This window comes from Klebsiella sp. CN_Kp075, from assembly GCF_040065055.2.
Lineage (GTDB): Bacteria > Pseudomonadota > Gammaproteobacteria > Enterobacterales > Enterobacteriaceae > Klebsiella > Klebsiella aerogenes.
The window spans coordinates 4670149-4685765 of the sequence record NZ_CM198050.1 but is presented as its reverse complement, the minus strand read 5'-3'; the positions used below and the strand labels follow the sequence as shown (position 1 = coordinate 4685765).

Sequence of the window (15617 nt, the reverse complement as noted above, 5' to 3'; positions counted from 1 at the left end):
TACCAACGGGCCTGCCTTTATTTATTCTCCGCGCTTGCCCCGATGCCGATACAGCCACATCAGCTTATATGCCGCCGGAATGATAAATAGCGACAGCAGCGGCGCGGTGATCATCCCGCCAATCATCGGCGCGGCGATACGGCTCATCACTTCTGACCCGGCGCCGGTGCCCCATAAAATCGGCAGCAGGCCGGCGATAATCACCGCCACGGTCATCGCCTTTGGCCGCACGCGCAGCACCGCGCCCTGATACAGCGCCTCGTCGAGCTTATCGGCGCTGAAGGTTTGCGGGTTCTCCAGCGATGGCTCCGCCTCGATGGCGTGGCGCAGGTACATCAGCATCACCACGCCAAACTCCGCCGCCACCCCGGCGAGGGCGATAAAGCCGGTACCGGTGGCCACCGACAGATGGAATCCCATCCAGTAGAGGAACCAGATCCCGCCGACGAGGGCGAACGGCACGCTGGTGATAATCAGCAACGCCTCGCCGAAGCGGCGGAACGCCAGGTACAGCAGCACGAAGATAATCATTAGCGTCATCGGCACCATCAGCTTCAGCTTCTGATTGGCGCGCTCCAGCAGCTCAAACTGCCCGGAGTAGGAGACGCTGATGCCCGGCTTCAGCTTCACCTCTTTGCCGATGGCCTGCTGCAGATCGCGCACCACCGACACCATGTCGCGGTCGCGAGCGTCGATGTAGATCCAACTGGTCGGGCGGGCGTTCTCGGTCTTCAGCATCGATGGCCCGGTAACGACCTTAACCTCGGCGACGTCGCCGAGCACGATCTGCTGCTTCAGCGGCGTGAGGATCGGCAGCTGGCGCAGGGTCTCCGGGCTGTCGCGATAGCTCTGCGGGTAGCGGATGTTGATCGGATAGCGCTCGACGCCCTCTACCGTTTCGCCGACCATCGCGCCGCCGATGGCGGACGAAACAAACAACTGCACGTCGCCGACGGTCATGCCGTAACGGGCCGCCTTCTCACGATGAATATCAATGTTGAGGTAGCGCCCGCCGACCAGCCGCTCGGCTAGCGCCGAAGTGACTCCCGGCACGGTGCGCGCCACCACTTCAATTTGTTCGGCGATGGCGTCGATATCGGCCAGGTTGGTGCCGGAAACTTTAATGCCGATCGGGCTCTTGATGCCGGTGGAGAGCATGTCGATGCGGTTGCGGATCGGCGGCACCCACAGGTTCGCCAGCCCCGGCAGACGCACGGTTTTATCCAGCTCTTCGACGATCTTCTCCATGGTCATCCCCGATCGCCACTGATCCTGCGGCTTGAGCTGAATCGTAGTCTCTACCATCTCCAGCGGCGCCGAGTCGGTGGCGGTTTCGGCCTTGCCGGTTTTGCCGAACACCCGCGCCACTTCCGGCACCGTCATGATCAGCTTATCGGTTTTCTGCAGCATATCCGCCGCCTGCGCAGCGGAGATCCCCGGCAGCGTTGACGGCATATACAGCAGATCGCCTTCATTAATCTGCGGCAGAAACTCGCCGCCGACCCGGTTAAGCGGCCAGGCAATCGTCAGGATCGACAGAAGCGCGATCAGCAGGGTAGTCTTCGGCCAGTGCAGTACCTTCAGCAGCAGTGGGTGATAAATGCGGATCAAAAAGCGGTTCAGCGGGTTGCTGTTCTCCGCTGGGATCTTGCCGCGGATCCAGAAGCCCATCAGGATCGGGATCACCACGATCGCCAGCAGCGCCGCCCCGGCCATCGACCAGGTTTTGGTGAAGGCCAGCGGGCCGAACAGTTTGCCCTCCTGGCCTTCGAGGGTGAAAATCGGGATAAACGACAGAGTAATGATCAGCAGGCTGATAAACAGCGCGGGGCCGACCTCCACCGACGCATCGGTAATGATTTTCCAGCGGATGTCGTTGCTAAGTTTCTCTCCCGGGTGCTGATGTTCCCACTCCTCCAGCCGCTTATGGGCGTTCTCAATCATCACGATGGCGGCATCGACCATCGCCCCCACCGCAATGGCGATCCCGCCCAGCGACATGATGTTGGCGTTAAGCCCTTGGAAATGCATCATGATAAAGGCGAAGCACAGGCCGAGCGGCAGCGAAATAATCGCCACCAGCGCCGAGCGCACGTGCCACAGGAACAGGGCACAGACCAGCGCGACAACGATAAACTCTTCCAGCAGCTTGTGGCTGAGGTTGTCGATGGCGCGGTCGATAAGCTGGCTGCGGTCGTAGGTGGTGACCACTTCAACCCCTTCCGGCAGGCTGCTTTGCAGCGATGCCAGCTTCTCTTTGACCGCCGAGATCACCTCGCGGGCGTTCTTGCCGGAGCGCAGGATCACCACGCCGCCGGCGACTTCGCCCTCGCCGTTAAGCTCGGCGATACCGCGGCGCATCTCCGGGCCAATCTGCACCCGCGCGACGTCGCCGAGATAGACCGGCACGCCGTTGTCACCGGTTTTCAGCACGATATTTTTGAAGTCGTCGAGCGTCTGCAGGTAACCGCTGGCGCGCACCATATATTCGGCTTCCGCCAGTTCGACGGAAGAGCCGCCCGCCTCCTGGTTAGAGACGTCCAGCGCCGATTTCACCTCGCCGAGGCTGATGCCGTACTGGGTCAGCTTCATCGGGTCGACGACAATCTGATACTCCTTGACCACGCCGCCTACCGAAGCCACTTCCGAGACGTTAGGAATGGTTTTCAGCTCATATTTTAAGAACCAGTCTTGCAACGAGCGCAGTTCGGCGAGGTCATGTTTGCCGCTGCGGTCGACCAGCGCGTACTCGAAGACCCAGCCAACCCCGGTGGCGTCAGGGCCCATTTCGGCGCTGACCCCGGCGGGCAGTTTGCCCTGCACCTGGTTGAGATACTCCAGCACCCGCGAGCGCGCCCAGTAAGGATCGGTGCCGTCTTCAAATATTACATACACGTAGGAGTCGCCAAACTGCGAGAAGCCGCGCACCGTTTTGGCGCCAGGCACCGACAGCATAGTGGTGGTCAGCGGCCAGGTGACCTGGTTTTCGACGATCTGCGGCGCCTGTCCCGGGTAGCTGGTTTTGACGATTACCTGTACGTCGGAGAGGTCCGGCAGGGCGTCTACTGGGGTGTGGATGATGGTCCAGGTCCCCCAGATGCTGAGGAACAGCGCCGCCATCATCACCAGGAAGCGGTTGGCCACCGAGCGGCGGATAATCCATTCAATCATTGTTCCGTTCCTCAGTGCGCGTGGGCGGCAGGAGCCGTGACATCAGAAGCCTGCGCGCGCATGCGCTCCAGCGCGCCGGAGATATTGGCTTCCGAGTCGATCAGGAACAGGCCGCTGGCGACGACTTTTTCGCCCTCTTGTAGCCCGCTACGAATGGCCGTGACGCCGGCGGATTCATGGAATACCTGCACGCGTTTCGGCACGAAGCGGCCCTCGTTATCCACGGTAATCACCCGCTGCTCGCTGCCGCTGTCGATCAACGCTTTTGATGGGATCAGCAGCATCGGCGCGCTTTCGCTGGTCAGCTTCAGATAGGCGTTCATCCCCGGCTTCAGCGCTTCATCCGGGTTGTTGACCTGCAGGCGCAGCTGCAGGGTACGGGTGGTGCTATCGACGCTGGGGAGAATGGTCCATTTGTTGATGCTGAAGGTTTTTCCCGGCCAGGCGGGAACCTGAATGGCGAACTGCGAGGCGTCTTTAATTAGCCAGGCGATGGATTCCGGCACCGCCACGCTGACCCACACCGGGTCCATGCCCTGAATTTTCGCCACCACATTATCTTTGGCGATATTCATTCCGGCGCGCAGATCGAAGGCGGTAATAACGCCATCGATCGGCGCTTTGAGGGTAAAGCGGGTCTGGATTTTACGTGTGGTTTTCAGGCGGCGGATATCGTCATCCGGCATGCCGGCGAGGCGTAGGCGTTCGAGGATCCCCTCAACCTGCGTGGCGGTGCCCCCGGTCTCCTGCAACAACAGATATTCGCTCTGCGCTTCCACCCAGTCCGGGATGGTCAGCTCGAGTAACGGCGTGCCTTGCTTGACTTTGTCGCCGACGGTCAACGGATAGACTTTATTAATAAAGCCCGCCGCCCGCGCCTGCATAATCACGTACTGATACTCGTTATAGCTGATGTTGGCCGGGAAGGTCTGGGTGTAGCGCAGCGGCCCGCGTGTGACCGCGGCGGTTTTTACGCCGAGGTTTTGGGTCTGCGTCGGGTCGATACGCACCCCCGGCGCACCGGCGGCGGCACTCTCCTCATCAGCGTATTTCGGCACCAGATCCATATCCATAAACGGCGATTTACCCGGTTTATCAAAGCGAGTATTCGGGTACATCGGGTCGTACCAGAACAGAACTTTGTGCTGCTGCTCGGTCGCGGATGCGCTAGTCAGGGGCGGCGTCAGTCGGGTATACAGCGCCGCGGTAAGCGCGCCGCCAATTACCATGCTGCCGAGGATCAGCGCCGTATTTTTCAGTGTCAGGGATGCCATGTGTCGTCCATTCAGTTGTTGAGGTGCCTACCGTCGCCGGGCCGTTATTGGGCGCGGATATCCTGTAACAGCGACAGATTGCCCTGCTGAACGAAGGTGAAATCCACGCTGTCGCCGTTCTTCACATTGTTGAGCTGCGTCTGCGGGGTGATGGTGAAGCGCATGGTCATCGGCGGCCAGTTCACCGCCGGGATGGCGTCGTGGGCGATGGTGATTTTTTTACTATTCATGTCAATGGCTTTAATGACGCCTTTGCCAGTGATGCTTTGCGTTTGCGCGGTAGCGGGCTGTTCGTGCATTGCCATACCGGCGTGCGGGTCGGCGGCCTGGGCCGCGAACACTGCGCCAGAGAACAGGGTGAACAGGGCGATTTTAGACAGTGAATTCATAATCAAGACTCCTCGGGTTATTCCATCCAGCCGCCGCCGAGAGCGGTGAACAAGGTGATTTCATTAGCCTGACGGGAATAGTTGAGTTCCAGCAGGGTTTGTCGGGTGGTGAAAATGTCGCGCTGGGCGCTCAGGACTTCGATGTAGCTGACCGCGCCGTGACGATAGAGCGCAGTCGCGCGCTGCAGGGTGATATTTAGTGAAGCGAGATAACGTTCCTGGGCGGCAATCTGAGCGGCCAGGCTTTGGCGCAGGGCCAGCGCGTCGGCCACCTCTTTAAAGGCGGACTGTATTTTTTGCTCATAGTTGACCACCTGCTGCTGCTGGCGGATCTCCGCCAGATCGAGGTTGGCCTGATTACGCCCGGCGTTGAAAATCGGCAGTTCGATTTTTGGGATAAAGTTCCACATCGCGCTGCCGGCGTTAAACAGGCTGGAGAGCTCGCTGCTGCTGCCGGAGAGCGAGCTGGTCAGGGTAATCGACGGGAAGAAGGCCGCCCGCGCGGCGCCGATATTGGCGTTGGCTGCCAACAGGCTGTGTTCGGCCTCTAAAATATCCGGCCGCTGCAACAGGATCTCTGAAGAGAGGGACGGCGGCAGGGTTACGCCTTTCAGGTCCACCGCGCTGCTGGCGCTATCGTCCGGCAGGCGTTGATAGCTGCCGAGCAGTAGCTGCAGGGCGTTATTAGCCTGCGCCAGTTGGCCTTGCCGTTTGGCGATATCGGCGCGGGTGCTTTCGATCATGCCGCGCGCCTGTTCCAGCGCCAGAACGGTGGTGCTGCCGGTCAGCAGCTGTTTTTCGACGAAGGCGTAAGACTGCTGATAGTTCTGTAAGGTGTCGTTCGCCACCTGTAACTGCGCCGCCGCCAGCCGCTGGTTGAAGTAGCTTTGTGAAACGTTAGCAATCAACAGGATATGCACCGCGCGCCGCGCCTCTTCGCTGGCGAAGAAGTTCTGTCGGTCGGCCTCGCTAAGGTTTTTCAACCGGCCAAAGAAGTCGAGGTCGTAGCTGAGATTCAAGCCAGCGGCATAATCGCTGCTGGTGGTGGTGTCGCCTTTGAGCTTGCCGCCATAGGTGGTGCTGCCGTCGCCGTTAAGCTGCGGGTAGCGGTCGGCGTCGGTCACCCGGTACTGGGCGCGGGCCTCCTGCACTTTCAGCGTCGCCATCCGTAGATCGCGATTGTTGGTCAGCGCGGTACTAATCAGGCTTTTTACCTGTGGGTCGACGAAAAAGGTGCGCCAACCAGTCTCCTGGTAGCCCGCTGTCGCAGTAACCAGTTTGTTCTGGCTGAGAGAGAACTGCTGCGGCACCGGCGCTGCGGGGCGCTGATAGTCCGGAGCAAGTGACAGGCAGCCTGTTAAGGCGAATATCACGCTGAGAGAAAGAAGCTGAATTGGGCGCATGGCGACAGACGGTTTTCGGCGATTTATCAATGGCGGATACTTTACGCAGCGGGCTCTGTTCAACGCGTGACAGGAAAATGACAAAGCTGTCATTTTCCTGATATTTCATTGCTATCCGGAGGGGCTCCTCTAAAATTGAATACCCGCACAGAGCGCGCGTGAAGGAGCCAGCCGTGAAGATTTTGATTGTCGAAGATGAGAAGAAAACCGGGGAGTACCTAACCAAAGGTCTTACCGAAGCCGGATTCGTCGTCGACCTGGCCGACAACGGCCTTAACGGTTATCACCTGGCGATGACCAGCGATTACGATCTGCTGATCCTCGATATCATGCTGCCGGACGTCAACGGCTGGGATATCGTGCGCATGCTGCGCGCCGCCAATAAAGGGATGCCAATCCTGCTGCTCACCGCGCTTGGCACTATCGAGCATCGGGTGAAGGGGCTGGAGCTGGGCGCCGACGACTATCTGGTGAAGCCCTTTGCTTTTGCGGAACTGCTGGCGCGGGTACGTACTCTGCTGCGTCGCGGGGCGGCGGTAATAGTAGAAAGCCAGTTTCAGGCGGCCGATCTCAGCGTTGATTTGGTCAGCCGCAAGGTGATGCGCGGCGCGACTCGTATCACCCTGACCAGTAAAGAATTCACTCTGCTGGAGTTCTTCCTGCGCCATCAGGGCGAGGTGCTACCCCGCTCGCTGATCGCGTCGCAGGTGTGGGATATGAATTTCGACAGCGACACTAACGCCATCGACGTGGCGGTGAAGCGGCTGCGCGCCAAAATCGATAACGACTTCGAACCGAAGCTTATCCAGACCGTGCGCGGCGTCGGCTATATGCTTGAGGTGCCGGATGGCCGCTAAGCGCCCCTTTTCGTTGGCCACCCGGCTGACCTTCTTTATCAGCCTCGCCACCATCATTGCATTCTTTGCCTTCACCTGGATCATGATCCATTCGGTGAAGGCCCACTTTGAAGAGCGCGACGTTCACGACCTCAAGCAGCTCAGTACCACGCTTGAGACGGTGCTCAACCATGCCGACTATCCGCAGGAGCGGCGGCTGGAGATCTTAAAAAACGTGATTGGCGGCTACGCTAACGTCTTTATCTGTCTGGATGATGCCGAGGGCAATATTCTGTTTCAGTCGCCAGACGGCCCGGAACTCAGCCATATTATGAGCACGCCGGGGCTGGCGATGAAGTTGCGCGACGGTAATGTGATTTCATGGACCGACCCGCAGCCGCGGGAAATGGTTCATGATAATCATCAAATGGAGACCCGCTCCTGGCGGCTAATCATGTTGCCGCTGGGCAAGCAGGCAGATGGCAAACCGGCCTGGCATCTGCTGATGGCTTTATCGATCGACTTTCACCTGCACTATATTAATGAGCTCAAAGCAAAGCTGATTTCCGCGGCGTCGATAATCAGCCTGCTGATCATCGCCATCGTGCTGTTTGTGGTCTATCAGGGGCATAAGCCGATTCGCCAGATCAGCCGCCAGATCCAGAATATTACCTCCCGGGATCTCGATGTACGCCTTGACCCACAGGCGGTACCCATCGAGCTGGAGCGGCTGGCGCTGTCGTTTAACCATATGCTGGAGCGGATAGAGGATGTCTTTACCCGGCAGTCTAATTTCTCCGCCGATATCGCCCATGAAATCCGTACGCCGATTACCAACCTGGTGACGCAAACCGAAATCGCCTTAAGCCAGAGCCGCAGCCAGCAGGAGCTGGAAGAGGTGCTCTATTCCAACCTCGAAGAGTTTTCACGCATGTCGCGGATGGTCAGCGATATGTTGTTCCTCGCCCAGGCGGATAATAACCAGCTGATCCCTGAACAGCGGGCGCTGGATCTGGCCGAGGAAGTGAATAAGGTGTTTGAGTTCTTTGAAGCGTGGGCGGAAGAGAAAGAGGTGGCGCTGCGTTTTGTCGGTAGCCACTGCCGGGTGATTGGCGACCCGCTGATGCTGCGGCGGGCAATCAGCAACCTGCTGTCGAACGCGATTCGCTATACCCCTGCCGGCCAGGCGGTGACCATTCAGTTAAGCGAAAGCGCCGAGAAGATCCGCCTGGTGGTCGAGAACCCCGGCGCGCCGATTGCCGCTGAACATTTGCCGCGCCTGTTTGACCGTTTCTATCGCGTCGACCCCTCGCGCCAGCGCAAAGGCGAGGGCAGCGGCATCGGTCTGGCGATTGTAAAATCGATTGTCAGCGCCCATCACGGCAGCGTGACGGTGCAGTCCGATCAACGATCTACGCGTTTTATTGTGGTATTACCAAAATATGCGCAATAACGACCTCATCTGACGGCTTCGTCATAATGCGGTCACGCTGGCGACAGAGCCATTATTTTATCCTTCCTGTTGATGACTCACTATTTGTTAATCTGCAGGGAGTAATAGAATGAACACAGTACGCACTATCGTGGCTATCAGCGTTATTTTTGCAGCAAGTGTGGCGAATGCTGCGGAAATGACCCATCACAACGCGGCGTTGGCGCATGAGATGATAAATAACGGGCAGTCGCCGGCCCATCAGCAGATGGCGCAGGGGCATCTTGCGCAGGTGGGCGACAATCCTGCCTCCCCGAAACAGCCGCGTTCTTTTTCACAAATGAATGAACATGAACAGGCTGCGGTATTTCATGAATCGCTGAATAATGGCCAGGCGTTTGCCCATCAGGCGGAAGCAAAAGCGCATCGCCAACAAATTCCAGCTCTCTAATCAGTGGTGGAGGTGATGGGGGCGAGTTGTCTGGATAATGTCTGAGAGATAGCGGGCAGCGCCAGGCGGCTGCCCGCAGTATTGCCGTTCTCTTACTCTTCGAAGTACCAGTAGCCCTGATTAATCAGGCGCGTCAGTTCGCTAACGAATGCCGGATTTTTCAGGCCGCTGCCGAGCTCTTCTTGACCTAATGAGGTATAGCGGCACAATGCATCCAGCGCTCCGGCATCGGTGGTATCCAGCTGTTCGCTATGTACGAAGAAGCTGTCGCCGATATGCAGAACGCGCAGGCCGCTCAGGCGAGAAAGCTTTTCGCCGCCCAGCAGCGCATCGACCACTTCCGCTTCTTCATATGCCGGTTCCGCCGGAGCAATGTCCAGCTCGTGACGCGGCGTGGTGACGAAACTGCCGAACCACTGCTTGAAGTCTTCGGGTTGGCGAATCATGTCGATCATCATGTTGCGCAGACGTTCGAGTTCATACTCTTCAACCCGGCCCGGATGCTCGCGGCAGGTGAGATCAGGATCGCTGTAGTGTTCGCCGCCGAGGTCGTTTTCCAGCACATAGTCGGCGAAGCTGCTGATCAGGTCGCGGCCGTTTGGCCCGCGGAAGCCGACGGAGTAGTTCAGTGCCGTTTCGTGGGTCACGCCGTCGTGCGGGAATCCCGGTGGAATATAGAGGATGTCGCCCGGCTCCAGATCTTCATCAATGATCGGTGGGAACGGATCGACGTGCAGCAGTGCCGGATGCGGACAGAACTGACGCATCGGCAGCTTATCGCCCACGCGCCAGCGGCGGCTGCCCATGCCCTGAATAATAAAGACGTCATACTGATCGATATGCGGGCCCACACCGCCGCCGGGGACGGAGAAGGAGATCATCAGATCGTCTAAACGCCAGTCAGGCAGCACGCGGAACGGGCGCACCAGCTCAGCGGCAGGCATATGCCAGTGGTTAACCGCCTGGGCCAGCAATGACCAGCCGGTTTCGCCCAGGCCGTCGAAATGTTCAAAGGGACCGTTACTGGCCTGCCATTTTCCGTTAACCAGGCTGACCAGCCGGCTATCGACTTCCGGCTCCATGGCTAACCCGGCCAGCTCGTCTGGCGTGATGGGGTCGATGAAGTTCGGGAACGCCTTCTTTAATACGACCGGCTGCTTTTGCCAGTACTTCTCTAAAAACTCGGGCCAGTTAATGTTGAGTTGATAAGCCATAGATTATTACCAATAGGAAGAAACGGCTCTGATTATAGAAAGGAGAGGAAGTTGAGCGCTTTGTCATGGGTCAAGAGTGGTGCTTAATTCACCATTGGCGCGATAGCGGCGGTGGGTGAACGAGAAAAATCGCGTTTTCGCAAAAAAGTAGTTTCGGTAGAGAATGCGCTGCAGGCCGCATGAATACTGGGTTTTATCGGTTCTGTCTTAACGAGGATAAACGTGAAAAGTTTAATTAATGAGCGCTTGATAAGTTTTTTGTATTTTAAGGCTTGCTATATCTCAGCAGCTCCCTATAATGCGCACCCACTGACACGGCGGATGTGAATCACTTCACACAAACAGCCGGTTCGGTTGAAGAGAAAAATTCTGAAATTCAGGGTTGACTCTGAAAGAGGAAAGCGTAATATACGCCACCTCGCGACAGAGCGCTAAAGCGCGTCGCAACTGCTCTTTAACAATTTATCAGACAATCTGTGTGGGCACTCAAAGTGACATGGATTCTTAACGTCCTCGGACGAAAAATGAATACCAAGTCTCTGAGTGAACATACGTAATTCATTACGAAGTTTAATTCACGAGCATCAAACTTAAATTGAAGAGTTTGATCATGGCTCAGATTGAACGCTGGCGGCAGGCCTAACACATGCAAGTCGAGCGGTAGCACAGAGAGCTTGCTCTCGGGTGACGAGCGGCGGACGGGTGAGTAATGTCTGGGAAACTGCCTGATGGAGGGGGATAACTACTGGAAACGGTAGCTAATACCGCATAACGTCGCAAGACCAAAGTGGGGGACCTTCGGGCCTCATGCCATCAGATGTGCCCAGATGGGATTAGCTAGTAGGTGGGGTAATGGCTCACCTAGGCGACGATCCCTAGCTGGTCTGAGAGGATGACCAGCCACACTGGAACTGAGACACGGTCCAGACTCCTACGGGAGGCAGCAGTGGGGAATATTGCACAATGGGCGCAAGCCTGATGCAGCCATGCCGCGTGTATGAAGAAGGCCTTCGGGTTGTAAAGTACTTTCAGCGAGGAGGAAGGCGTTAAGGTTAATAACCTTGGCGATTGACGTTACTCGCAGAAGAAGCACCGGCTAACTCCGTGCCAGCAGCCGCGGTAATACGGAGGGTGCAAGCGTTAATCGGAATTACTGGGCGTAAAGCGCACGCAGGCGGTCTGTCAAGTCGGATGTGAAATCCCCGGGCTCAACCTGGGAACTGCATTCGAAACTGGCAGGCTAGAGTCTTGTAGAGGGGGGTAGAATTCCAGGTGTAGCGGTGAAATGCGTAGAGATCTGGAGGAATACCGGTGGCGAAGGCGGCCCCCTGGACAAAGACTGACGCTCAGGTGCGAAAGCGTGGGGAGCAAACAGGATTAGATACCCTGGTAGTCCACGCCGTAAACGATGTCGACTTGGAGGTTGTGCCCTTGAGGCGTGGCTTCCGGAGCTAACGCGTTAAGTCGACCGCCTGGGGAGTACGGCCGCAAGGTTAAAACTCAAATGAATTGACGGGGGCCCGCACAAGCGGTGGAGCATGTGGTTTAATTCGATGCAACGCGAAGAACCTTACCTACTCTTGACATCCAGAGAACTTAGCAGAGATGCTTTGGTGCCTTCGGGAACTCTGAGACAGGTGCTGCATGGCTGTCGTCAGCTCGTGTTGTGAAATGTTGGGTTAAGTCCCGCAACGAGCGCAACCCTTATCCTTTGTTGCCAGCGGTTCGGCCGGGAACTCAAAGGAGACTGCCAGTGATAAACTGGAGGAAGGTGGGGATGACGTCAAGTCATCATGGCCCTTACGAGTAGGGCTACACACGTGCTACAATGGCATATACAAAGAGAAGCGACCTCGCGAGAGCAAGCGGACCTCATAAAGTATGTCGTAGTCCGGATTGGAGTCTGCAACTCGACTCCATGAAGTCGGAATCGCTAGTAATCGTAGATCAGAATGCTACGGTGAATACGTTCCCGGGCCTTGTACACACCGCCCGTCACACCATGGGAGTGGGTTGCAAAAGAAGTAGGTAGCTTAACCTTCGGGAGGGCGCTTACCACTTTGTGATTCATGACTGGGGTGAAGTCGTAACAAGGTAACCGTAGGGGAACCTGCGGTTGGATCACCTCCTTACCTTAAAGAACCTGCCTTTGTAGTGCTCACACAGATTGTCTGATGAAAGTAAAGAAGCAAGGCGTCTTGCGATTGAGACTTCAGTGTCCCCTTCGTCTAGAGGCCCAGGACACCGCCCTTTCACGGCGGTAACAGGGGTTCGAATCCCCTAGGGGACGCCACTTGCTGGTTCGTGAGTGAAAGACGCGCGCCGACATATCTCAAAACTCATCTTCGGGTGACGTTTGAGATATTTGCTCTTTAAAAATCTGGATCAAGCTGAAAATTGAAACGACACACAGTCAATGTGTGTTCGAGTCTCTCAAATTTTCGCAATCAGAAGTGAAACATCTTCGGGTTGTGAGGTTAAGCGACTAAGCGTACACGGTGGATGCCCTGGCAGTCAGAGGCGATGAAGGACGTGCTAATCTGCGAAAAGCGTCGGTAAGGTGATATGAACCGTTATAGCCGGCGATGTCCGAATGGGGAAACCCAGTGTGATTCGTCACACTATCGTTAACTGAATACATAGGTTAACGAGGCGAACCGGGGGAACTGAAACATCTAAGTACCCCGAGGAAAAGAAATCAACCGAGATTCCCCCAGTAGCGGCGAGCGAACGGGGAGCAGCCCAGAGTCTGAATCAGCTTGTGTGTTAGTGGAACGGTCTGGAAAGTCCGACGGTACAGGGTGATAGTCCCGTACACCAAAATGCACAGGTTGTGAACTCGAAGAGTAGGGCGGGACACGTGGTATCCTGTCTGAATATGGGGGGACCATCCTCCAAGGCTAAATACTCCTGACTGACCGATAGTGAACCAGTACCGTGAGGGAAAGGCGAAAAGAACCCCGGCGAGGGGAGTGAAAAAGAACCTGAAACCGTGTACGTACAAGCAGTGGGAGCACCTTCGGGTGTGACTGCGTACCTTTTGTATAATGGGTCAGCGACTTATATTCTGTAGCAAGGTTAACCGTATAGGGGAGCCGCAGGGAAACCGAGTCTTAACTGGGCGTTAAGTTGCAGGGTATAGACCCGAAACCCGGTGATCTAGCCATGGGCAGGTTGAAGGTTGGGTAACACTAACTGGAGGACCGAACCGACTAATGTTGAAAAATTAGCGGATGACTTGTGGCTGGGGGTGAAAGGCCAATCAAACCGGGAGATAGCTGGTTCTCCCCGAAAGCTATTTAGGTAGCGCCTCGTGAACTCATCTTCGGGGGTAGAGCACTGTTTCGGCTAGGGGGTCATCCCGACTTACCAACCCGATGCAAACTACGAATACCGAAGAATGTTATCACGGGAGACACACGGCGGGTGCTAACGTCCGTCGTGAAGAGGGAAACAACCCAGACCGCCAGCTAAGGTCCCAAAGTCACAGTTAAGTGGGAAACGATGTGGGAAGGCACAGACAGCCAGGATGTTGGCTTAGAAGCAGCCATCATTTAAAGAAAGCGTAATAGCTCACTGGTCGAGTCGGCCTGCGCGGAAGATGTAACGGGGCTAAACTGTGCACCGAAGCTGCGGCAGCGACACTATGTGTTGTTGGGTAGGGGAGCGTTCTGTAAGCCTGCGAAGGTGGCCTGTGAGGGTTGCTGGAGGTATCAGAAGTGCGAATGCTGACATAAGTAACGATAATGCGGGTGAAAAGCCCGCACGCCGGAAGACCAAGGGTTCCTGTCCAACGTTAATCGGGGCAGGGTGAGTCGACCCCTAAGGCGAGGCCGAAAGGCGTAGTCGATGGGAAACAGGTTAATATTCCTGTACTTGGTGTTACTGCGAAGGGGGGACGGAGAAGGCTATGTTAGCCGGGCGACGGTTGTCCCGGTTTAAGCATGTAGGCGGAGGTTCCAGGTAAATCCGGTACCTTTTAACGCTGAGGTGTGATGACGAGGCACTACGGTGCTGAAGTAACAAATGCCCTGCTTCCAGGAAAAGCCTCTAAGCATCAGGTAACATCAAATCGTACCCCAAACCGACACAGGTGGTCAGGTAGAGAATACCAAGGCGCTTGAGAGAACTCGGGTGAAGGAACTAGGCAAAATGGTGCCGTAACTTCGGGAGAAGGCACGCTGATATGTAGGTGAAGCCCCTGCGGGTGGAGCTGAAATCAGTCGAAGATACCAGCTGGCTGCAACTGTTTATTAAAAACACAGCACTGTGCAAACACGAAAGTGGACGTATACGGTGTGACGCCTGCCCGGTGCCGGAAGGTTAATTGATGGGGTTATCCGTAAGGAGAAGCTCTTGATCGAAGCCCCGGTAAACGGCGGCCGTAACTATAACGGTCCTAAGGTAGCGAAATTCCTTGTCGGGTAAGTTCCGACCTGCACGAATGGCGTAATGATGGCCAGGCTGTCTCCACCCGAGACTCAGTGAAATTGAACTCGCTGTGAAGATGCAGTGTACCCGCGGCAAGACGGAAAGACCCCGTGAACCTTTACTATAGCTTGACACTGAACATTGAGCCTTGATGTGTAGGATAGGTGGGAGGCTTTGAAGCGTGGACGCCAGTCTGCGTGGAGCCAACCTTGAAATACCACCCTTTAATGTTTGATGTTCTAACGTTGGCCCCTAATCGGGGTTGCGGACAGTGTCTGGTGGGTAGTTTGACTGGGGCGGTCTCCTCCCAAAGAGTAACGGAGGAGCACGAAGGTTAGCTAATCCTGGTCGGACATCAGGAGGTTAGTGCAATGGCATAAGCTAGCTTGACTGCGAGCGTGACGGCGCGAGCAGGTGCGAAAGCAGGTCATAGTGATCCGGTGGTTCTGAATGGAAGGGCCATCGCTCAACGGATAAAAGGTACTCCGGGGATAACAGGCTGATACCGCCCAAGAGTTCATATCGACGGCGGTGTTTGGCACCTCGATGTCGGCTCATCACATCCTGGGGCTGAAGTAGGTCCCAAGGGTATGGCTGTTCGCCATTTAAAGTGGTACGCGAGCTGGGTTTAGAACGTCGTGAGACAGTTCGGTCCCTATCTGCCGTGGGCGCTGGAGAATTGAGGGGGGCTGCTCCTAGTACGAGAGGACCGGAGTGGACGCATCACTGGTGTTCGGGTTGTCATGCCAATGGCATTGCCCGGTAGCTAAATGCGGAAGAGATAAGTGCTGAAAGCATCTAAGCACGAAACTTGCCCCGAGATGAGTTCTCCCTGAGACTTTAAGTCTCCTGAAGGAACGTTAAAGACGATGACGTTGATAGGTCGGGTGTGTAAGCGTAGCGATACGTTGAGCTAACCGATACTAATGAACCGTGAGGCTTAACCTTACAACGCCGAAGCTGTTTTGGCGGATTTGAGATGATTTTCAGCCTGATACAGATTAATCAGTGCGTCG

General features: G+C 56.3%; 8 protein-coding genes, 1 tRNA gene and 2 rRNA genes. 6 read left to right on the top strand and 5 right to left on the bottom strand.

The window, feature by feature from the left end:
- Positions 1-21: 21 nt before the first annotated feature.
- The 4 genes from ABLV78_RS22325 to ABLV78_RS22310 are packed head-to-tail and all read right to left on the bottom strand — an operon-like array spanning position 22 to position 6237.
- Entirely contained in the window at positions 22-3171 is a 3150-nt protein-coding gene (locus tag ABLV78_RS22325) for a CusA/CzcA family heavy metal efflux RND transporter (protein ID WP_047046113.1), read from the bottom strand.
- Between the two features lie 11 nt (positions 3172-3182).
- The gene (locus ABLV78_RS22320; protein WP_047046110.1) at positions 3183-4445 is read right to left on the bottom strand and encodes an efflux RND transporter periplasmic adaptor subunit; all 1263 of its coding nucleotides are present in this window, start codon (positions 4443-4445) and stop codon (positions 3183-3185) included.
- Between the two features lie 44 nt (positions 4446-4489).
- Complete coding sequence (gene cusF, locus ABLV78_RS22315) at positions 4490-4834, bottom strand: cation efflux system protein CusF (RefSeq protein WP_047046108.1); 345 nt, start codon at positions 4832-4834, stop codon at positions 4490-4492.
- A 17-nt stretch (positions 4835-4851) separates the two neighbouring features.
- On the bottom strand, positions 4852-6237 hold the full coding sequence (locus ABLV78_RS22310) for an efflux transporter outer membrane subunit (RefSeq protein WP_047046106.1): 1386 nt from the start codon (positions 6235-6237) through the stop codon (positions 4852-4854).
- 173 nt (positions 6238-6410) lie between these two features.
- Here ABLV78_RS22310 and cusR point away from each other — a divergent pair, with 173 nt between their 5' ends.
- The 3 genes from cusR (at position 6411) to ABLV78_RS22295 (ending at position 8956) form a co-directional block, all read left to right on the top strand.
- Positions 6411-7094 carry a copper response regulator transcription factor CusR gene (gene cusR / locus ABLV78_RS22305; RefSeq protein ID WP_047046104.1) on the top strand — a complete coding sequence of 228 codons (684 nt, stop codon included), beginning with the start codon at positions 6411-6413 and terminating at the stop codon, positions 7092-7094.
- Positions 7084-8526: a Cu(+)/Ag(+) sensor histidine kinase gene (locus ABLV78_RS22300; RefSeq protein WP_045394791.1), complete on the top strand. Its 1443-nt coding sequence runs from the start codon at positions 7084-7086 to the stop codon at positions 8524-8526. Before cusR ends, ABLV78_RS22300 begins: the two co-directional genes overlap by 11 nt.
- A 109-nt stretch (positions 8527-8635) precedes the next feature.
- Positions 8636-8956: a PcoE/SilE family metal-binding protein gene (locus ABLV78_RS22295; protein ID WP_047046101.1), complete on the top strand. Its 321-nt coding sequence runs from the start codon at positions 8636-8638 to the stop codon at positions 8954-8956.
- A gap of 92 nt (positions 8957-9048) precedes the next feature.
- On the opposite strand, the gene ABLV78_RS22290 is transcribed toward ABLV78_RS22295, so the two are convergent.
- The gene (locus ABLV78_RS22290; RefSeq protein WP_047046098.1) at positions 9049-10170 is read right to left on the bottom strand and encodes a ribosomal protein uL16 3-hydroxylase; all 1122 of its coding nucleotides are present in this window, start codon (positions 10168-10170) and stop codon (positions 9049-9051) included.
- A gap of 592 nt (positions 10171-10762) precedes the next feature.
- Between ABLV78_RS22290 and ABLV78_RS22285 the strand changes: the two genes are divergently transcribed.
- The 3 genes from ABLV78_RS22285 (at position 10763) to ABLV78_RS22275 (ending at position 15549) form a co-directional block, all read left to right on the top strand.
- Positions 10763-12302: ribosomal RNA gene (locus tag ABLV78_RS22285) — 16S ribosomal RNA — on the top strand.
- Positions 12303-12387: 85 nt separating this feature from the next.
- Positions 12388-12463: transfer RNA gene (locus ABLV78_RS22280), tRNA-Glu, on the top strand.
- 182 nt (positions 12464-12645) lie between these two features.
- Positions 12646-15549, top strand: a 23S ribosomal RNA gene (locus ABLV78_RS22275).
- Together the 16S and 23S rRNA genes with 1 tRNA gene alongside form the textbook arrangement of a ribosomal RNA operon.
- The last annotated feature ends 68 nt before the right edge of the window (positions 15550-15617 follow it).